The sequence below is a fragment of the Pseudarthrobacter sp. NIBRBAC000502770 genome, from assembly GCF_006517815.1.
GTDB classification, from domain to species: domain Bacteria; phylum Actinomycetota; class Actinomycetes; order Actinomycetales; family Micrococcaceae; genus Arthrobacter; species Arthrobacter niigatensis.
Map to the genome: position 1 here is coordinate 1,987,424 of NZ_CP041198.1, position 19,335 is coordinate 2,006,758.

Consider the following 19,335-nt stretch of genomic DNA (forward strand, 5'->3'; position numbering starts at 1 on the left):
CAAGGCCCTATCCCTCTGCCACGTCCGGCAGGTCGTCAGCGGAAATGGCATCGGGCACCGACGGCTCCGCGAACCACAGCCTGGTTTCCCCGTATTTCTTTTCGGCGAAACGCGTCATCCCTTCCGGCCACCCTGGTTCCGGGGAGCGTGACGAACGTTCCACCACCACCACGGCTCCGGACCCCAAATGGCCGGCGAGCTTCTGCAGCACGGCGGCGAGCGTGCCGTCCTCCAGCGGATACGGCGGGTCCAGGAACACGACGTCCCAGGCGGCCGCCGCCGCAGCGCGGTCAAGGAACGGCTCCACCTTGGACCGGTGAACCGTCACGGTCTTAGCGCCCAGCACCCCGTTGATGAGGTCCGCGTTGCGCTGGCACACGGCACTGGCTTTGGCGTCCGACTCGACGAGGTCCACCGACCGTGCACCCCGGCTGCCGCTTTCCACCCCCAGGGCACCGGAACCGGCGTAGAGATCCAGTACCCGGGCGCCGGCAAGCACGTCAAAGGCATCCAGGCGGGAAAACAGCGCTTCCTTGACGCGGTCCGTCGTGGGCCGGGTCAACGATCCCGGGACCGCGGCCAGCGGCGTGCCGCCGGCCGCGCCGGCGATGATCCGCGTCACCGCACCCACCGCAGTTCGGCCGCGCCGGCCACGTCGTTGCTAACCGCGTTCAAGGAACGCCTCCTTCTCGGGGTTGAGGTACTTCTCGATGGCCCCGGCGAGCTCGGGGTGGCCGGACAGCAGCGGGTCCCCGCCAACGATTGCCTGTGCGTCGTCCCTGGCCCGGGCTATCACGTCTTCATGTTCAAGGACCCGGAGCAGCTTCAGTGTGGACCGGCCGCCGGACTGGGAAGCACCAAGGATATCGCCCTCGCGCCGCAGCTTGAGGTCCTCCTGCGAGAGGACGAACCCGTCCGTCGTGGCAGCGACCGCGTCCAGCCGCCGCCTGCTGGGGTGGCCGGGTTCGAGGGCGGTTACCAACAGGCAGGTTCCTGGCAGGCCGCCGCGGCCCACGCGGCCGCGAAGCTGGTGGAGCTGGGAGATTCCGAACCTGTCAGCGTCCAGGATGACCATCAGCGTGGCGTTGTGCACGTCGACCCCCACTTCGATCACGGTGGTGGAGACGAGCAGCTTGATGCGGTTGGCGGTGAACCCGGCCATGGTCTCCGTCTTCAAGTCGGGGTCCTGGCGTCCGTGCAGGGGAGCCAGCGGCACCCCTGCCAGCGAGGGCTCGCCCTTTAGATGGTCCACGACGGCGGTGACGGACGCGAGCTCCCGCGTCTCCTCTGCGTCCATGCCGGAAGGTGCGGCCTCGCCGGGGCTGAAGTCGCCGTCGTCGTCCGTTCCGATCTTGGGACAGACCACGTACACCTGGTGGCCGGCGTCGATCTCTTCCCGGGCACGTGCCCAGATCCGTGCCACCCAGCCGGGATTTTCCGCAAGGCCCACGAGGTGGGTGGTGATCGGTGCCCGGCCCTTGGGCAGTTCGTCGAGGGTGGAGGTCTCAAGGTCGCCAAACACGGTCATCGCTACCGTGCGGGGAATGGGTGTGGCGGTCATGACGAGCAGGTGCGGCGGTTTCCGGGCTTTGGCCCGCAGGGCATCGCGCTGTTCCACGCCAAAGCGGTGTTGTTCGTCCACCACGATCAAGCCGAGGTCATAGAAGGAGACGTTGTCGCTGAGCAGTGCGTGGGTGCCGATAATGATTCCCGCGGTGCCGGAGGCGGCGTCGAGCATTGCCTGCTTCCGTGCCGCCGTAGGCATGGACCCGGTGAGCAGCGTGACCTGGACGGAAGGCCCGGCGCCGCCGGCCAGGCCGCCCAGGAGTCCGTCGCTGGAAAGCGGACCCAGGGTTCGCCGGATGGAGTCGAAGTGCTGGGCGGCGAGTACTTCGGTGGGGGCAAGGAGCGCGGCCTGGCCGCCGGCGTCCACCACCTGGAGCATGGCACGCAACGCCACGACGGTTTTCCCGGAACCCACTTCACCCTGCAACAGCCGGTTCATGGGCGTGTCCTGCGCCAGTTCCGCGGCCAGGGTCTTGCCGACGGAGGCCTGGCCGGCCGTGAGCGTGAACGGCAGCGCGTGGTCGAATGCGGCCAGGATTCCGTCGTTGACAGGACGCCGGGCAGTGGCTTCCTCCGCGGCAAGCTGGGCCCGGCGCCGGGCCAGCGCTGACTGCAGCACCAGTGCTTCCTGGTAACGGAAACGGTCGCGGGCACGCTTCCAGTCGCCGGCGGTTTCGGGAACGTGGATGAGGCGGTAGGCGTCTGCGACGGGCAGGAAGCCTTCCCTCGCGGCGACCTCCGGGGGAACCGGGTCCGGCAGCGAACCAAGGTCGGAAGTTTCGAGCAGCGTGGCGATCACCTTCTGGATCTTCCAGCTGGGCAGTTTGGCCGTGGCCGGATAGACCGGTATTGGCATGGCGGCAAGTTTCCCAGGGTCTTTTCCGGAGTCGCTGAACGGATCTTCGTCCAGGAGCTGGAAGTCGGGGTTGGTAAGGCCCAGCTTTCCCTTGAAACTGGTTACCCGGCCCGAAAACAAGGCACGGCGGCCCTGCAGGAGCTCGTTCTTCGCCTTGAACCCGTTGAAGAAGCTGATTTTCAGGGTGCCCGGAACCTTGCCGGTGTAATCCCGCCCGCCAACCAGCCGCAGCCCCTGCTTCCCGTCGTCGTCTGAGACGATGACGTCGGTGATGGTCCCGCGCCGCGCCTGCATCTGCCGGGTGCTGCTGGAGAGGACCCTGGCTATCAGGGTCACATCCTCATCGAGCGGAAGCTCTGCGATGGGGGTCAACTCCCCGCGGCTCATGTAGCGGCGGGGGTAATAGTTCAGGAGGCCCTCTACGGTGGTGATGCCGAGGTGTTTCTCAATGACCGCCGCTGAGCGCTTCCCGATCCGCCGCTCCAGGGCGAGTTCCAGTTCAGCGTTCATGCCCGCCGGTGTTCACCGCGTCCGCACCCGGGTCCCGCGGCAGGGCCAGTTCGCTGATGCTGATCTGGGAAGGTTCGCCCAGGGACCGGATAATCCCCACCGCCGGGGCGGCGTCCGGCACGTGCACGTGCACCCGCCACCGGTAGTTGCCATCGGCGTCCGGCCCGTTGCCCACCTGGCTCATGATCACTGACTCGCCGATTTCGTCGAGACGCTGCCGCAGGGTGGCGGCATTCAATGGCGACAGGCTGATGGTGCACATGACTTCCACGCCGTCGTCGGCAGGCATGGACGTATGGATGTGGGGATCAGAAACATCGTACCCGTGGAGGCCATCGAGAAGCTCCCCCTGCAGCTCCTCCCCCATGACGGCGGAGCGGAGGCAGTCAAGGATCAGCAGCATTCCCACGCCGCCTGCATCCACCACGTGGGCAGACTGGAGCGCATCGAGCTGTTCTTCGGTGTGGATCACGGCGGCCAACGCCCCCTCCACCGCCGCGTCCAGGGCAAGGCCCAGGGCATGGTTGCTGTCGTCGCCGTCCTGGCCGGCGTCCACGGCGGCGGCCGCACGTGCCGCCGCTTCCATGACGGAAAGCATGGTCCCGGGAACGGGATCGCTGAGGGCAGACCACGCCCGGATCTGCGCACGGTTCAGGGCCGCCGAGAGCAGGGTGGACGTCAACCGGGTATGGCCGGCCAGCGGTTCAGCTGCCGCACAGAGGAACACCGAGAACAAGGTCCCGGAATTTCCCCGCGCCTCCTCCATGGCAGCCTGGCCGGCCATCGAGAGGACTTCCCCGACGTCCACCGGGGCAGGCTGGTCAGGGTCCAGCACCAGCGAACGCGCCGCAGCGCGGACCGTGAGGTAGAGGTTTGTGCCGGTATCACCGTCAGCCACCGGAAAGATATTGATGGCGTTGAGCCGGTCGCTGTGGTTTCCCAGCGCAGTTTCAGCCTTGCCCAGCCACCTCTTCATGGCCAGCGCGTTGGCGGCAACCTTAGTGTGCAAAGTGATCCCATCCCCCGGTGTCCGCGGCCCGGCCAGCTATCAGGACACCCGGGCCTTCGTCGGTGCCGAGTGCATGTATCGAGCCTATCGCAGTGAATCCGGGTGGCAGCTGAACATCGGCAGGGAATGTGGCCAGCAGCCCGTGGTCCTCACCCCCGCCGAGCACCCACGGCGCCGCATCCGCTCCCAGCCGCGCCGCAGCGGGTCCCAGGAGTTCCGCCAACCCGGCCAGGCGTGCCGGGTCGAGGGTAACGGCGACACCGCTCGCGGCCGCAAGCCGCTTTCCGTCGCGCAGGAGTCCGTCCGATACATCCAGCATGGCTGTGGCCCCTGCCTCCCGGGCTGCAGGCCCTGCTTCCAACGGCGGCCGCGGGCGGCACTGCAGGTCGACGAAGGCATGCTCCGCGGGCGTCAGGGTATCCACCCCGATTCCCGACTCGAGGAGGGAAAGGCCTGCTGCCGCATGGCCCACCGTTCCCGCGAGCGCCAGGATGTCACCCGGCCGGGCACCGGAGCGGAGCACCGGCCGGGCGCCGTCGAGGGTTCCAAGGACAGCGGCGGTCACGGAAATTTCCCTGCCGCGGCCGAGGTCGCCGCCCGCCACGGAACAGTGGACTGCCCCGAGTTCCCGGATTCCGGCTGCCAGCCCGTCCGCCAGGTCCTCTACCCAGGCGACCGGGGTGTCTACGGGGAGCGTAAGGCTGACCACCATCGAGGTGGCCCGGGCGCCCATGGCATTGATGTCACTGAGGTTTTGCGCTGCTGCCTTCCAGCCGACGTCGAACCCGGTGGTGCGGTAGCCGCTCGGCCACAGGAGCCGGAAATCCTGGTCCTGGACCTGGGTGTCGATGCTGATGACGGTTCGCCCGTCCGGTGCCGCGACAATGGCGGCGTCGTCCCCCGGCCCAAGCAGCGTGCTTGCAGTGTATCCGGCCTCCGTCCGGAGGCGCGGAAAGATCCGGGCCAGCAGGTCGGCTTCGGAAAGCCCGGCCACGGTGGGCTGGTGGTCTATGCGGTTACGAAGGTCTTCAGGCACGCCACTACGCTACCGCGCCCGGCCGACATTCTGTCCGGACTTGGACGGCGGCGGCGATAGGCTGGAACCATGCACCATCCCCAGCTGCCCCTGTCCGCCCGCGCCGCCAGGATGGCGGTGGTTGGTGCAATTGCCGCCCTTTCCCTGGCATCCTGCTCCGCCGCAGTGGATGTCACCGCCGCAAAGGACGCCGCCAACCCGGCGTGCGCGCCCATGATGGTGGCCCTGCCCGATGCCATTGGCGATTCGAAGCTGCGGAAGACCAACAGCCAGGCCACTGCGGCCTGGGGCGATCCTTCGCTGGTCATCCTCCGCTGCGGCGTCAACGTGCCGGGGCCGACCACCGACCGGTGCGTCACCGTCAACGGGGTTGACTGGGTGATCAAGGAAGGCGATCCGGCGTGGACGCTGACCACCTATGGCAGGGAACCGGCTACGGAAATCGTGATGGATCCGGACAAGATCAGCTCCGCGACAGTGCTCGCGGACCTGGCGGCCGCTGCCGGCAAAATTCCGTCTACGCGGAACTGCGTGGGCCAGGAGGATCTGCAGAACCTGCCCAAGAGCCAGTAGGGTTCCCTGGCCGAAGCGAAGCGAGGTTAGGGTGCCGGTGGTGGGCCCACGCCGGCAGGGTCCCCTGGCCGAAGCGAAGCGAGGTTAGGGTGCCGGTGGGGATCAGCGGAGGCCGGTGTTGCGGTGCAGGGCCAGGTAGATCAGTTCGTCAATGAGGTCGGCGTACCCAAGGCCTGAAGCTGCCCACATCTGGGGGTACATGCTTTTGGGCGTGAAGCCGGGCATGGTGTTGATCTCGTTGATGATCAACTCGCCGTCCGGGGTGTAGAAGAAATCCACGCGGCTGAGGCCTTCGGCACCCACGGCATCAAACGCGGCTGCGGCCAGCTCCCGGACCCGGGCGATGGCCTCCGCGGGCATGTCGGCCGGGCAGCTGAGGGATGCTGCATCGTCCTCGACGTACTTGGCATTGAAGTCATAGAACTCGTGCGTACCTCCGGCCACGGAGATTTCGCCGGGCATCGATGTCCGCGGCGCGTCAGTGCCCCGGCCTTCCAGGACCGCGCACTCGATTTCGCGTCCCACGATGCCGGCTTCGATCACCAGCTTCAGGTCGTGCCGCCGGGCTTCCTCGATGGCCGCATCCAGCTCCTCGAGGGAGTCGACTTTGGAGATTCCCATCGAGGAACCCGCGCGGGCCGGTTTGACGAAGACGGGGAAGCCCAGTCGGTCCACCTGTTTCCGGACAGCTTCGGGGTCCTTGCGCCACTGCCTGTCCATCACGGCCACGTACGGCCCGACGTGCAGCCCGGCTGCTTCGAAGACCACCTTCATGTAGTGCTTGTCCATGCCGACGGCGGACGCCAGCACTCCGGCCCCGACGTACCGGGTGTCGGACAGTTCAAGGAGTCCCTGGATGGTGCCGTCCTCGCCAAAGGGGCCATGCAGCAGCGGGAAGACCACATCCACGGCGCCAAGTTCCTGCGGGACCTGGTTGGGCGAGGCCACGATCAGCTGGTGTTCCCCGCCGATCTCGGCCAACGTAACCGTTTCCGGGGACGGAACGACTTCAGGAAGCGACGAGGCCGCGAGGGACCATTCGGCGGTTTCGGCGGGGGCGAGGACCCATTGGCCGGTCTTGGCGATTCCGATGGGAATGACCTCGTACTTGTCCTTGTTGATGGCACCCAGCACGCCAGCCGCGGTGACGCAGCTGACGGCGTGCTCGCTGGACCGGCCGCCGAAGAGCACGGCAACGCGCGGTTTCCTCGTGGCTGTTTGACCCGTGGTGGGTGTGTCTTGGGACATGGTCAGTAATCGCCTTCAGGTTTCAGTTCCCGGGACAGCAGAACCGGCCCAAGTTGGTCAACGGACAGCTTGCCTGCCAGTACCGCCACGACGGCGGCAGTGATAGGCATTTCGACGCCGAGCTTGCCGGCAAGTTCATGGACGGCCTGGCCGGATTTGATGCCTTCGGCGGTCTGGGTCATCTTTCGGCCCACCTCCTCGAGCGTCAGGCCCTCGCCCAACAGCCGCCCTGCGGTGTGGTTGCGGGACAGTGCGGAGGAGCACGTTGCCACGAGGTCGCCGAGGCCGGCAAGACCGGCCATGGTTTTGGCTTCGCCGCCCAGTGCCAGGGCCAGGCGGGATGTTTCGGCCAGGCCACGGGTAATGACGGAGGCTTTGGTGTTGTCCCCCATCTGCTTTCCCTCGCAGATACCCACGGCCAGGGCAATCACGTTCTTGACGATACCGCCGATTTCAACGCCGACGACGTCCGCCGTGGTGTAGGGCCGGAAGTATGGGGCCGTGCAGGTCCTCGCCAGCCAGCCGGCCGTCGCGGAATCAGTGCACGCCACCACTGACGCCGTGGGCTCCTCGCGGGCAATTTCCAGGGCCAGGTTGGGTCCGGAGACCACCGCGATGCGTTCCTGCGGCAGGCCCAGTTCCTGGCTGATGACTTCGCTCATCCGGGCGTCAGTTCCCAGCTCCAGGCCTTTCATGAGGGAGACGACGACGGCCCCGGGGGCAATCATGTCCTTCCATTCCCGAAGCTGCGGACGGAGGGACTGGGCCGGAACGGCGACCACCACGAGCTCAGCCCCGGCCAGCACCTCACGGACCTCGGTGGAGGCGGTGATGCTTTCCGGCAGGACGATGTCCTTGAGGTAGTCGCTGTTGCGGTGGCTGGTGTTGATCTCGTCCACTACTTCGGCGCGCCTGCCCCACAGCTTGATCACACGCGGGGTCCCCGTTGCAATGGCGGCGTCGGCAAGGACCTTCGCGAACGTAGTCCCCCATGATCCCGCACCGAGGACGGCCACTGTGCGGGCCGCTCCCGGCTTTCCGTCAGCGGTCACTGGGCTTCCGTTCCCGCGCCCGGCTGCTGCCCGCGGTCCACGAACCGCCCGTGCTTGGACTGCTGCTGCTTGGAAGGGTCCCAGCGCTCGGCCGGCGGTTGTTCTCCGCGCAGGCCGGCGAGGAGCTCCGTGATGGCGTCCATGATGAGTTCGGTGGCCTCGCCGAGTGTGGCCTTGTCCAGGGGACGGCCCTTGAAGGCGCTCAGGTCCACGGGATCGCCCACGACCACCCGGGAACGCTTCCGCGGGAACAGGTGGAACCGCTTGCCGTACCTGGGGAAGACCTCGTGCGCACCCCAGTGGGCGATGGGAACCACCGGGATGCCACCCTCGAGGGCCAGCCGTGCCGCGCCGGTATGTCCCTTCATCGGCCACAGCCCGGGGTCGCGGGTCAGCGTGCCCTCCGGGTAAATGATGATTGCGCCGCCCTCAGCCACAATTTCCTGGGCCACCTGCAGCGACCGGTTCGCTCCCGCCGTCGAACGCTCCACCGGCACCTGCTTGGTGGCGCGCAGGAGCGGGCCCAGGCCGGGAACCTTGAACAGTGTGGCCTTGGCCAGGAAGTGGGGGGCCCGTTTCTGGTTGTAGAGCATGTGCCCCACCACCAGGGGATCGATTTCGGTGCAGTGGTTGGGCGCGGCAATGAAGCCGCCTGCGGGAAGTTTTTCCGTGCCTTCCCACGTTTTGGACATCATGAGGTTCATCAGGGGCCGGACGACGCCGGCGATGAACACAAATGTGGCCCTGCTCTTGGCAGATTCCTTCACGGTCCCGCTCTACTTCGTGGTGGTGATGTCGAAATCGGCACCGAGGCCGGCAAGCTTCTCGGTGAAGCGCTCGTAGCCGCGGTTGATGATGTCGATGCCGGTGACACGCGAAGTCCCCGATGCGGCCAGTGCTGCGATCAGGTGGCTGAAGCCGCCGCGGAGGTCCGGGACGTCGATGTCGGTTCCCTTGAGCTGGGTGGGGCCGGAAATGACGGCCGAGTGGAGGAAGTTCCGCTGGCCGAACCGGCAGGGAACGCTGCCCAGGCATTCCCGGTGCACCTGGATGCTGGCGCCCATGCGGATGAGCGCATCCGTGAAGCCGAAGCGGTTCTCGTACACGGTCTCGTGGACGATCGATACGCCTTCGGCCTGGGTCAGGGCCACCACCAGCGGCTGCTGCCAGTCGGTCATGAAGCCCGGGTGGACGTCCGTTTCGAGGACCAGCGGGTTCAGCTTTCCGCCCTTGTGGTAGAAGCGGATGCCGTCCTCGCCGATGTCCATTCCGCCGCCCACCTTGCGGTAGGTGTTCAGGAAGGTCATCATGTCGCGCTGGGAGGCGCCCTCGACGAAGATGTCGCCGCGGGTCACCAGCGCAGCGGAGGCCCAGGATGCGGACTCGTTGCGGTCCGAGAGGGCCCGGTGGTTGTACCCGCCAAGGTCGCGGACGCCCTCGATGCGGATGGTGCGGTCGGTCTGGACGCTGATGATGGCGCCCATCTTCTGGAGCACGGCGATGAGATCGATGATTTCCGGTTCGGTGGCAGCACCGGAGAGTTCGGTGATGCCCTCGGCGCGGGTGGCGCTCAGCAGGACCTGTTCCGTGGCACCCACAGACGGGTACGGGAGGGAGATCTTGGCTCCATGGAGCCCTTTGGGGGCCGAAATGTGGATGCCGCCGGGGCGCTTCTCCACGACGGCGCCGAACTGCCGCAGGACATCGAGGTGGTAGTCGATGGGCCGGTCGCCGATCTTGCAGCCGCCCAGGTCCGGGATGAAGGCCTCGCCGATCGCATGGATCAGGGGCCCGCAGAGCAGGATGGGAATGCGGGAGTCGCCGGCGTGGGCGTCGATCGCGGTGCTCGGCGCGGTCTTGGCAGCCTTGGGGTCAAGGGTCAGGTCGCCGTTGACGGGGTCTTTCTCCACCGTCACGCCATGCAGCTGCAGGAGCGAGGTGAAAACCTCCACGTCCTTGATTTCCGGCACGTTCCGCAACACCGAGGGTTCGTTGCCCAGCAGCGCCGCCACCATTGCCTTGGGGACAAGGTTCTTTGCCCCACGGACGCTGACGCGGCCTGTAAGCGGGACACCGCCGCGGATTGTCAGAACACTACTCATATACCGGTTTCCTCACGATCACTAGCCCCCAAAACCTTGCAAAGGCTCCAACCAAGCATAGGAGGTCGCGTTACCGAACCGAAATAAGGGGGCACCGGCGGCGGGGCGTGGCGCGGCCTTCGCCCGCTGCGCCCCGCCGCCGGGATGGTGGCCCAGGGGCTAGGAAAGCTTCGCCGGCAGGGTCTTGGGCTTGAACGCCTGGCGGGTCGCCTCGTACGCGGTGATGTCGGCCTCGTGCTGGAGCGTCAGCCCGATGTCGTCCAGGCCTTCCAGGAGCCGCCAGCGGGTGTAGTCGTCAATGTCGAACGGTGCCACGATGTTGCCGCACACCACGGTTTTGGACTCGAGATCCACCGTGACCTGGGTGCCCGGCGCGTTCTCGAGTTCCTTCCAGATGAGCTCGATGTCGTCCTGGGCCACCTGGGCGGCGAGCAGCCCCTGCTTGCCCGAGTTGCCGCGGAAAATGTCAGCAAAGCGGGACGACAGCACGGCCTTGAAGCCGTAGTCCTTCAACGCCCAGACGGCGTGCTCGCGGGAGGACCCGGTTCCGAAGTCCGGGCCGGCCACCAGGACCGAGCCCGCGCTGTACGGCTCCTGGTTCAGGATGAAGGAGGAGTCCTTCCGCCATGCCGAGAACAGGGCGTCCTCGAAGCCGGTCCGGGTGATGCGCTTGAGGTACACCGCGGGGATGATCTGGTCGGTGTCAACGTTGCTCTGGCGCAGCGGGACGCCAATGCCGGTGTGCTTGGTGAACTTTTCCATGGTGATGTCCTAGGCTGCGTCGATGCGGATGGCTGCGGGTTCGGGAGCCGGTTCAAGATCCGACGGCGAGCTGAGCGTGCCGCGCACAGCCGTGGCGGCGGCTACCACCGGCGAGACCAGGTGCGTGCGTCCGCCCTTGCCCTGGCGTCCCTCGAAGTTGCGGTTGGAGGTGGAGGCGCACCGCTCCCCCGGCTCCAGCTGGTCCGGGTTCATGCCCAGGCACATGGAGCAGCCGGCGAAGCGCCATTCGGCGCCGAAGTCTTTGAAGACCTTGTCCAGGCCCTCGGCCTCGGCTTCGAGCCGGACGCGGGCCGAGCCGGGCACCACCAGCATGCGGACCTGCGGGTCCTTTTCGCGGCCGCGGATGATGTCCGCTGCGGCGCGCAGGTCCTCGATCCGGGAGTTGGTGCAGGAACCGAGGAACACGGTATCTACCCGGATGTCCTTCATCGGCGTGCCGGCCTGGAGCCCCATGTACTGCAGGGCGCGCTCGGCGGCGGCCTTGGCGTTTTCGTCACCGAAGTCCCCGGGCGACGGCACGGACCCGGACAGGGATACACCCTGGCCGGGGTTGGTGCCCCAGGTGACGAACGGCTCCAGCGTGTTGGCGTCCAGGTCCACCTGCACGTCGAAGGTGGCGTCGTCGTCGGTACGCAGCGTGTTCCAGTACTCGACGGCGGCGTCCCAGTCCGCGCCTTCAGGCGCGTGGGGGCGGCCCTTCATGTACTCGTAGGTGGTCTGGTCGGGTGCCACCATGCCGGCCCGGGCGCCGGCCTCGATGGACATGTTGCAGATGGTCATCCGCGCTTCCATGGACAGCGCCCGGATGGCGGAGCCACGGTATTCCAGGACGTAGCCCTGGCCGCCGCCGGTGCCGATCTTGGCGATCACGGCGAGGATAATGTCCTTGGCGGTCACGCCCGGGCGCAGCGTGCCCTCGACGTTGATGGCCATGGTCTTGAACGGCTTGAGCGAGAGCGTCTGGGTGGCCATGACATGCTCCACTTCGGAGGTGCCGATGCCCATGGCCAGCGCGCCGAAGGCGCCGTGGGTGGAGGTGTGCGAGTCGCCGCAGACAACGGTCATCCCGGGCTGGGTGAGGCCCAGCTGGGGACCCACCACGTGGACGATGCCCTGCTCGGCATCGCCCAGGCTGTGCAGCCGGACGCCGAACTCCGCGCAGTTGTTGCGCAGCGTCTGGATCTGGGTGCGGCTGGTGAGATCGGCGATGGGCTTGTCGATATCCAGCGTGGGGGTGTTGTGGTCTTCGGTGGCGATGGTCAGGTCAGGCCGGCGCAGCGTGCGCCCGGCCAGGCGCAGGCCTTCAAAAGCCTGCGGGGACGTGACCTCGTGGACCAGATGGAGGTCGATGTACAGAAGGTCTGGCTGGGCGTTGGCTCCATCGCCGTCACCTTTGCGCACCACGTGTGCGTCCCAGACTTTCTCGGCCAATGTCTTTGCCATGGCCATCTCCCTTCACTGCTGTTTGGCTGAATGATCCAACTGAATCAGGACGGCTCCGCGCTGCGCCAGCCGAAAGATTTGCATCTCAGATATTGAGACGGCAATATCATTACATGGACAATTCTAGTGGAGTCGGTGTCATTGATAAAGCGGCCCAGGTGCTCGATGCCCTTGAGGCCGGCCCCACCACGCTGGCGCAGCTGGTAGCCGCCACCGGCCTGGCCCGGCCCACTGTCCACCGCCTCGCTTTGGCGCTGGTGCACCACCGGCTGGTCAGCCGCGACATCCAGGGCCGGTTCGTGCTCGGCAGCAGGCTGGTGGAGCTTGCCTCCGCCGCCGGGGAAGACCGCCTGATCGCCTCGGCCGGGCCCGTACTCATGCAGCTGCGCGATGCCACCGGCGAAAGCGCCCAGATCTTCCGCAGGCAGGGTGACTGGCGCGTATGCGTCGCCTCCGCCGAGCGCCCCATCGGCCTGCGCGACACCATCCCGGTGGGCACGCAGCTGTCCATGAAGGCCGGCTCTGCCGCGCAGGTCCTGCTCGCCTGGGAGGACCACGACCGACTGCTTGAGGGCCTGCAGTCGGCCCGTTTCACGCCCACCGTCCTGGCAGGAGTACGACGCCGGGGCTGGGGACAGAGCCTGGGCGAGCGTGAGCCCGGGGTTGCCTCCGTTTCGGCACCGGTGCGGGGTCCGTCCGGCCGGGTGATCGCCGCCGTCTCCATTTCCGGCCCCATTGAGCGGCTGACCCGCCAGCCCGGGCGCCTCCACGCCGAAGTAGTTTGCAATGCAGGACGCATCCTCACCGAAGCGCTCCGCAAGAACAACGACTAGGACGTTCCGCTGCCCCGGCCGCCCACGCCGCTAGGCTGGGCCCATGGGCAGCTATGCAGTGTTCCTCCGCGGCATCAATGTGGGCGGGATCAATATCAAGATGGCGGACCTGCGGGACGCACTCAAGACCTGCGGTTTCACGGACGCAAAGACACTGCTCGCCAGTGGAAACGTGGTGCTCAGCAGCACCCTGGACGCGGCCGCCGTCAAACAGGAGTGCGAAAAATGCCTCCGGGCCGCTTTCGGCTATGAAGCGTGGGTTGTGGTCCTGGACGCCGCGCGGGTGGCCAAACTGGTGGATGCCTGTCCCTATCCGGAAGACGACAGGTCCACCCACACCTACATCACCCTGTCCTCGGACACCGCCGTCCTCGACGACCTGGAGGCGGCCGGGTCAGCCCTTGAAAGCCAGATCCAGCAGCGGCTGGGGCCTGAGGCGCTTGCCTGGCTTGCACCGGTGGGCGGGACCCTGGACAGCCCCTTCAGCAAGGTCAGTGCGAAAACGAAGTTCAAGGCCGCAACCACCACCCGCAACCTGCGCACCCTGATCAAGGTCCGGGACGCCGCGGCCGCCCTCACCGCCGGCTAGGTCCTGCAGGCCGGCAACGGCCTACGGCCGCGCGGCTTTCTTCAGCGCTTTGGTAAATGCCGCAAGCCTGGCAACCTCCGCCTCCACCGGCTCCACCACCAGCTCCTGCGCCGCCGCTGCAACGGCACTGTTGAGCCGTCGCCGTGCCCTGGCAGCCCTGGCCCGGGCAGCTCCGGCAGCAATGAAACGTCCGGTGATCGCCAGGAAGATTCCCAGCACCACGCCGAAGGCAATCATCAGGGTGGGCACCGGCCATCCCTCCACCCGCGGCACCTCCGGCACCGGCAGCTGAAGGTATCCCAGCGCGGCCAGGACGCCCAGCCAGCCCAGGCCAGCCAACAGGATCAGCAGCGCCAGCCACTGCACCACGTTGAACACACCCCACCACCACGCCTTGCGATTGGCACCCAGGTCCGTTCCGGCAATGGCCTGGTCCAGCGCATCGGGCAGGCGCTCCCGCCCGGTCCTCGCAGCCCCCCGGATGGCTGCCCGCCACGGGCCGGGTGCTCCGGCGCTGGCCGAGTCCGCGAACTCCCTGACCGCTGCGTCGGTGCGTGCCCGCTCCGGCGCACCCGCCGGCGGCAGTGAAGTCCGGTTCAGGCCGGCAGGAGCGCTGCTTCGCAGGTTGAGCCGCCGCAGCGGGTCAACCCGGAACCGGGAAAGCCAGCGGGTTACCGGCCAGCCGGTACGGCGCACAGATTCAAGGCGGTACGACTGCCCCACGGCCCGCACCACGGCAGGCACGTTGGCCGCGATGGCCAGTTCGTCTGCGAGCCGCGCCTTGGCCGTGGACCGGGTCCCTGCAGCCTCACCGTCACCGGAAGCCAGCCCCAGGTCCCCAGCAGCTTTGCTGATGTCCGCTTCCAGCCGCCGGGACTGTGCCTGCCGCTGGACGGCCACCTTCCGGATCGCAGCGCGCACCTCTCCGATTCCTGCCCCGGTCAGGGCGGATGCAGGAAGCACCCGGACCTGTCCCAGCCCTTCGCCGGCAAGGATCGCGTGCAGCGAGTCAAGCACCGGCTGCACATCATGCGCCGGCAGCCGGTCCACCTGGTTCAGGACCACAAGCGTGACGGCCCCATGGGAGGCAAGGGGTGCCAGGAACCCGTTATGGACGGACGCGTCGGCATACTTCTGCGGATCGAGCACCCAGACCAGGACGTCAACCATGCCCACCATGCGCTGCACGATCTCGCGGTTGGCGGCGCGGGTGGAGTCGAAGTCGGGGAGGTCAAGCAGGATCAGGCCGGTCCCTTGGTCGGCGAAGCCGTCCACGGGCGCGGCGTGGTGGCGGTGCTCCACCTCGAGCCAGTCGAGGAGGGCTTCGCTGCCTGTTGCTCCCCAGACCCCTGCCAACGGTTCCGACGTGGTGGGACGGCGGGCGGCCGCCGTCGCGATCTCGGCGCCGCTAACGGCGTTGAAGAGGGACGACTTGCCGCTTCCCGTGGCCCCAAAGAAACCAACCACCGTGTGGTCGCCGGACAGGGAGCGGCGGGAACTTGCCCGTTCCAGGACATCGAACGCCTCCTGCAGCACCTGGTCCGGCAGCACGCCCTCCCCCAGTTCGCAGGCATCCTGGAGGCCCTGGAGCCGGCCGTCCAGCCGTGAGGACCCGCGGGCCGCGCCGTGCCGGCTCACGCGCGCTCCGCCAACCGCGCCAGCTCTCCGGCCTGCGCAGCCAGTGCCTGCGCCAGGGCCGGGTTGACGGCCGGCAGCCGCTGCAGGAACTTCTGCTGTTCATCCTTCAACAGCCCCTCGCAGCGCGTGGCCAGGTCCTTCCGGGCCTGGTCAGCCATCCGCCGCACGGCGTCCTCGCCGAAAACGGCTTCCAGGAGGCGCTGGCCTACGACGGCGGTGCCACCGGCCACGCCGATCTCGAGACCGGTCAGTCCCGCGGTCATCGAAAACATGACGATCATCAGTGCGGCGCCAAGGCCGTTGATGCCGAACGACAACCAGCGGGCCTGGGTCCGCTTGCCCTGGCCTTCGGTGCGGATCAGCTCCATCAACGCTTCCTGCCAGGCCCGGATCTCCGCGGCGGCACGGTCGGCGAACCCGGGCTCCGTGCCGGACAGGTCGTCCGGCCCCAGCAACTGCCGGCCTGCCGGGTCCGAGCGCCACCTACGGTCGGTGTCCTCGGCAGCGTTGGCTGCCTCGTCGACGATGACCGCCTGCAGGCCGGTCTCGATGGCCGCTTCCACCCGCACCGCCGGCGCGGGTTCGCCACGGAAGAACGCTCCCAGGCGGTCCCTGAACCGGCCCACATTCTGCTCAAGGGTGCGGAAAAACTCGCCGGTGCCCACGAAGTCCTGCCAGCGGGCCAGGACCTCGCCCCGCAGCAATGCTCCGTCCCGGGTTGCGTCCAGGATGCGGGCGGCTGCATCCCCGTAGGCCGCCACGGCATCGGCTTCGAGCCGGGCGGCTGCGCGTTCCTGTTCACGCACGGACCCGGCGAGGTCCGTGATCCGCTGGGCCAGTGCCCGGACCGCCCCGCTCAGGGTCCGGCGTGCCACATCGGCGCGGCCAGCCGCATCAGAGGCCAGCGAGGCCAGCCACTCCCGCAACTCATCCACGGCACCGGCGGGCAGCATGCCGTGGGCATCCAGGACAGTTTCGGCGATGATGAACAGGCGGCTTCCGGCCAGGCCTTCGCGGTCCAGCAGGCGCCGGAGGTCCTGGCTCACCTCGGCTTCGGCGCCCTGCGGCACCCGGTCCAGCACCACGGCCACCGTGATGTCCCGGGAAGCGGCGTCCAGGAGGAGCTTCCAGGGGACGGCGTCGGCGTAGCGGTTGGCGGTGGTGACGAAGACCCAGAGGTCCGCGGCCGCCAACAACTGTCCCGCGAGCAGGCGGTTGCGGTCCGAGATGGAGTCGACGTCGGGCGCATCGAGGAGGGCGATGCCGGCAGGCACCGCGGGATCCGCCACCAGCAACAGCGAGTCCGCGGCTCCGGACTGTTCCCCGGGCCGGCCTGCTGGTGGCGGACCGGCAGCCAACATTCCCCTGATGCGGGCCAGTCCCGGCAATACGCGCTGGCCTTCAAACCAGGCTGCTTCGGCAGGGTTGTGCAGCAGGATGGGCTGGCGGGTGGTGGGGCGGATGGCGCCTGCGCGGGTAACGGGATGTCCCACGAGTCCGTTCACCAGGGTGGATTTGCCCGCCCCCGTGGAGCCGCCGACGACGGCAAGCAGGGGCGCGTCCAGGCTGCGGTACCGCGGAAGGATGTAGTCGTCCAGCTGGGCCCTTGCGGCTGACGCGTCGCGGCGGGCCTGGTCGGCGTCCGGGAGGGCCAAGGGAAGCGTGACACCGTCCAGCCCGGCGCGGATTTCCTCCAGGAGCATCACCGCGGCCAGGGCGTGCGGGGGTGGTTGGGAGGGGCGGCCGTGCTCGTCATGGGAGGTCACAGCAACATCATGCCAGTTGAGGCGATGGGGAGGTCGGCCCCGGCGCGTCGGCGGAACGTGATGGGAGTCTGCGCGACAGGCTCACTTGCTGGGATGCCAAAATGGTCCCGGGCTGTTGCCCGGGACCATTTCCGATGGTGACCCCAGCGGGATTCGAACCCGCGTTACCGCCGTGAGAGGGCGGCGTACTAGGCCGCTATACGATGGGGCCGTGTACTTCCGGCAGCGTTTCCGCTGCTCAAGCTCAGTGAGTATTTCACACACCTTGCCGTGGTTTCAAATCGGAAAACCGAGTGGAAACCGCCTGTTTTGCAGCTGAAATCAGCTACTAAACAAGAGCTGGGATACCAGGACTCGAACCTAGAATGACGGTACCAGAAACCGTAGTGTTGCCAATTACACCATATCCCAATGGCACTTTCGGGCCGGTTTTCAGGGCTTTTTCCCTGCTCCGTGCGCCTCAGCACGAGAAATTACTTTACCCGAGACTTTCGGCTCGCACAAATCGGGCGCCACGGCGCGTCCGGACCATTGCGTGGACCGATTGGAATAAACCCTTGCCCACCCTCCGGTCCTATGGTTACCCTCGAGTAAGTTACCCATCGGTAACAATCTCCCTGTCCCGCATGTTGGGTCACCCACGAGGAAAACGGGAACGCCCTACCAGCCACGGTTTCGCCCCCGGGCAGCGTCGTCCGGCGGAAAGTTAGGAAGTGTCAGCGTTGACAACCCGCACAGCAACCATTGCCGCAGCAAAACCCAGACCCCGGTCACAGTCCATCGCCATCACCGCGTTGTCCCTGTTGCTTGTCCTTTTCCTTGCGTTCTACACCTACCTCACCGGCCAGATCTCCAACGGCGCGGCCCAGCTCATGGACGGCGCCGAGCAGGCCGCAGCGGGAGCGTCGCAGCTCAAGGACGGTTCCGGCCAGCTGGCCGCAGGGGCTGGCGCCGCGAATAAAGGCGCCGTCCAGGTGAAGGACGGATCGGTCAAAGTCAAGGACGGCAGCACGGCATTGAACACCGGGGCCGCAGCCCTGCAGGCGGGCGCGGGGAAGATCTTTTCCGGGGTCCGCGACCAGCTCGCACCTGGGGTGGATAAGCTGCATGCCGGGACCACGAAGCTGCAAAACGACGTCCTGAACAAACTTGTTCCGGGTGTCTACCAGGTGGATGACGGCGCCCGGAAGCTCCAGGCAGGCGCCGTGGCCCTCTCAGCGGCACTGACTCCCACAGCTTCCGGAAACGCACCGAACAACCTTGCAGACGGCGCGGGGCAGCTGGCAGCGGGAGCGGGCCAGCTCGCGGGCGGCGCCGGACAGCTCGACGCCGGTGCCACCAGCTTGACCGCGGGGACCGCCGCGCTGAAGAACGGCACAGCCCAGTTGAAGGGCTACCCCGGCGCGGGCAACGACCCCACCAAGGGCGACGGACTCGCCGCGCTCAGCCAGGGCCTGGACCAGCTTGAAGCGGCCGCGAACGGTCCCCAGGGCCTGGTGCCCCTGGCGGTGATCAAGGACCAGATCGCCAAGCTGGCCGACGGCGGGCGCCGTGCCTATGCGGGAGCGGGCCAGCTTGACGCGGGGGCAGCAAAACTTAACGACGGCGCCGGGCAGCTTAAGGCCGGAACCGGCAGCCTGGCCGCCGGGGCCGGCCAGTTAAACGACGGCGCGGGCCGGTTGAAGGCGGGCTTCGCTACCCTGGCGGAAAAGCTCAATGCAACGGACCCGCAGAACCCGGGCGTCGTACTGGGCACGTCCATGCTGGCGGAAGGCACGGCGAAGATCAGGGTGGGAATGGATGGTGTCCCCGGCAACCCGGACAGCCCGGGCCTGATTTACGCGGCGAACAACCTGCAGGACGGCACCACCAAACTCAGCGCGGGGATCAACGGCGGCGGCGACCCGGAGAACCCGGGACTGCTGGCCGGAACCGAGGCGCTCTCGGACGGCACCGTTGCGCTAAGCCGCGGAACAGGTCAGCTGCAGGCGGGATCAGCCCAGCTCGCTGACGGAACCGGGCAGCTGGCCGACGGCAACGGCAAGCTTGATGACGGCTCGGGCAAGCTGGCCGACGGCGCGGGCAAGCTGGCCGACGGCAATTCAAGGATCGCCGCCGGCACGCAGGAGCTGCACTCCAAAGTGGCTGCTGTCTCTCCGTCGTCGTGGCTGGACAACCCTGTGGTCGCGCTGCTGCTGGTGGCACTTCTGGTGGCCTCCGCAGTGGGGGCCTACCTGCTCCTCCGCAGGCGTTCCTTGCGGCCCGCCGCAGCAACCTGACGCAGCGGCCTGACGGAGGGAGCGCCGACGGGCAACGACCGCGGTCCTGGGA

16 protein-coding genes and 2 tRNA genes are annotated in these 19,335 nt (G+C 67.5%); 4 read left to right on the forward strand and 14 right to left on the reverse strand.

The window, feature by feature from the left end; translation table 11 throughout:
- Positions 1-7 precede the first annotated feature (7 nt).
- Genes rsmD through thiL form a run of 4 tightly spaced genes read right to left on the reverse strand, consistent with a single transcriptional unit; the run spans position 8 to position 4,977 of the window.
- Positions 8-622, reverse strand: a complete 615-nt coding sequence (gene rsmD / locus NIBR502770_RS09565) for a 16S rRNA (guanine(966)-N(2))-methyltransferase RsmD (protein WP_141181774.1) — start codon at positions 620-622, stop codon at positions 8-10.
- Positions 623-661: 39 nt separating this feature from the next.
- A complete protein-coding gene (locus NIBR502770_RS09570) occupies positions 662-2,932 on the reverse strand; it encodes an ATP-dependent DNA helicase RecG (RefSeq protein ID WP_141181775.1) in 2,271 nt (756 codons plus the stop codon).
- Positions 2,922-3,908 carry a DAK2 domain-containing protein gene (locus tag NIBR502770_RS09575; RefSeq protein WP_141183379.1) on the reverse strand — a complete coding sequence of 329 codons (987 nt, stop codon included), beginning with the start codon at positions 3,906-3,908 and terminating at the stop codon, positions 2,922-2,924. Before NIBR502770_RS09575 ends, NIBR502770_RS09570 begins: the two co-directional genes overlap by 11 nt.
- A gap of 22 nt (positions 3,909-3,930) precedes the next feature.
- Positions 3,931-4,977 carry a thiamine-phosphate kinase gene (thiL, locus tag NIBR502770_RS09580; RefSeq protein ID WP_141181776.1) on the reverse strand — a complete coding sequence of 349 codons (1,047 nt, stop codon included), beginning with the start codon at positions 4,975-4,977 and terminating at the stop codon, positions 3,931-3,933.
- A 69-nt stretch (positions 4,978-5,046) separates the two neighbouring features.
- Between thiL and NIBR502770_RS09585 the strand changes: the two genes are divergently transcribed.
- Positions 5,047-5,550: a DUF3515 domain-containing protein gene (locus NIBR502770_RS09585; RefSeq protein WP_141181777.1), complete on the forward strand. Its 504-nt coding sequence runs from the start codon at positions 5,047-5,049 to the stop codon at positions 5,548-5,550.
- A gap of 102 nt (positions 5,551-5,652) precedes the next feature.
- On the opposite strand, the gene NIBR502770_RS09590 is transcribed toward NIBR502770_RS09585, so the two are convergent.
- From NIBR502770_RS09590 to leuC, 6 genes are all read right to left on the reverse strand, one after another.
- The gene (locus tag NIBR502770_RS09590) at positions 5,653-6,798 is read right to left on the reverse strand and encodes a D-alanine--D-alanine ligase family protein (protein WP_141181778.1); all 1,146 of its coding nucleotides are present in this window, start codon (positions 6,796-6,798) and stop codon (positions 5,653-5,655) included.
- 2 nt (positions 6,799-6,800) lie between these two features.
- Positions 6,801-7,850: an NAD(P)H-dependent glycerol-3-phosphate dehydrogenase gene (locus NIBR502770_RS09595; protein ID WP_141181779.1), complete on the reverse strand. Its 1,050-nt coding sequence runs from the start codon at positions 7,848-7,850 to the stop codon at positions 6,801-6,803.
- The gene (locus tag NIBR502770_RS09600) at positions 7,847-8,617 is read right to left on the reverse strand and encodes a 1-acyl-sn-glycerol-3-phosphate acyltransferase (protein WP_141181780.1); all 771 of its coding nucleotides are present in this window, start codon (positions 8,615-8,617) and stop codon (positions 7,847-7,849) included. Before NIBR502770_RS09600 ends, NIBR502770_RS09595 begins: the two co-directional genes overlap by 4 nt.
- 9 nt (positions 8,618-8,626) lie before the next feature.
- Complete coding sequence (gene murA / locus NIBR502770_RS09605) at positions 8,627-9,952, reverse strand: UDP-N-acetylglucosamine 1-carboxyvinyltransferase (RefSeq protein WP_141181781.1); 1,326 nt, start codon at positions 9,950-9,952, stop codon at positions 8,627-8,629.
- A 159-nt stretch (positions 9,953-10,111) separates the two neighbouring features.
- Positions 10,112-10,714, reverse strand: coding sequence for a 3-isopropylmalate dehydratase small subunit (gene leuD, locus NIBR502770_RS09610; protein ID WP_141160129.1), 603 nt, complete (start codon positions 10,712-10,714; stop codon positions 10,112-10,114).
- A gap of 9 nt (positions 10,715-10,723) precedes the next feature.
- Positions 10,724-12,178: a 3-isopropylmalate dehydratase large subunit gene (leuC, locus tag NIBR502770_RS09615; protein WP_141181782.1), complete on the reverse strand. Its 1,455-nt coding sequence runs from the start codon at positions 12,176-12,178 to the stop codon at positions 10,724-10,726.
- 113 nt (positions 12,179-12,291) lie between these two features.
- On the opposite strand from leuC, the gene NIBR502770_RS09620 reads away from it, so the two are divergent.
- Both NIBR502770_RS09620 and NIBR502770_RS09625 read left to right on the forward strand, forming a co-directional pair.
- On the forward strand, positions 12,292-13,011 hold the full coding sequence (locus tag NIBR502770_RS09620) for an IclR family transcriptional regulator (RefSeq protein ID WP_009356552.1): 720 nt from the start codon (positions 12,292-12,294) through the stop codon (positions 13,009-13,011).
- A gap of 43 nt (positions 13,012-13,054) precedes the next feature.
- On the forward strand, positions 13,055-13,600 hold the full coding sequence (locus NIBR502770_RS09625) for a DUF1697 domain-containing protein (protein ID WP_141181783.1): 546 nt from the start codon (positions 13,055-13,057) through the stop codon (positions 13,598-13,600).
- Between the two features lie 21 nt (positions 13,601-13,621).
- On the opposite strand, the gene NIBR502770_RS09630 is transcribed toward NIBR502770_RS09625, so the two are convergent.
- The 4 genes from NIBR502770_RS09630 to NIBR502770_RS09645 all read right to left on the reverse strand — a co-directional run bounded on the left by NIBR502770_RS09630 (position 13,622) and on the right by NIBR502770_RS09645 (position 17,415).
- Positions 13,622-15,238, reverse strand: a complete 1,617-nt coding sequence (locus NIBR502770_RS09630; protein ID WP_141181784.1) for a GTPase — start codon at positions 15,236-15,238, stop codon at positions 13,622-13,624.
- Entirely contained in the window at positions 15,235-17,004 is a 1,770-nt protein-coding gene (locus NIBR502770_RS09635; RefSeq protein WP_141181785.1) for a dynamin family protein, read from the reverse strand. Before NIBR502770_RS09635 ends, NIBR502770_RS09630 begins: the two co-directional genes overlap by 4 nt.
- Before the next feature lie 135 nt (positions 17,005-17,139).
- Positions 17,140-17,215, reverse strand: a tRNA-Glu gene (locus tag NIBR502770_RS09640).
- Between the two features lie 128 nt (positions 17,216-17,343).
- Positions 17,344-17,415 (reverse strand) — tRNA-Gln (locus NIBR502770_RS09645).
- A gap of 302 nt (positions 17,416-17,717) precedes the next feature.
- Here NIBR502770_RS09645 and NIBR502770_RS09650 point away from each other — a divergent pair.
- Positions 17,718-19,283 (forward strand): hypothetical protein, encoded by a 1,566-nt coding sequence (locus tag NIBR502770_RS09650; RefSeq protein WP_246857455.1) that lies wholly within the window; start codon positions 17,718-17,720, stop codon positions 19,281-19,283.
- Positions 19,284-19,335: the final 52 nt, after the last annotated feature.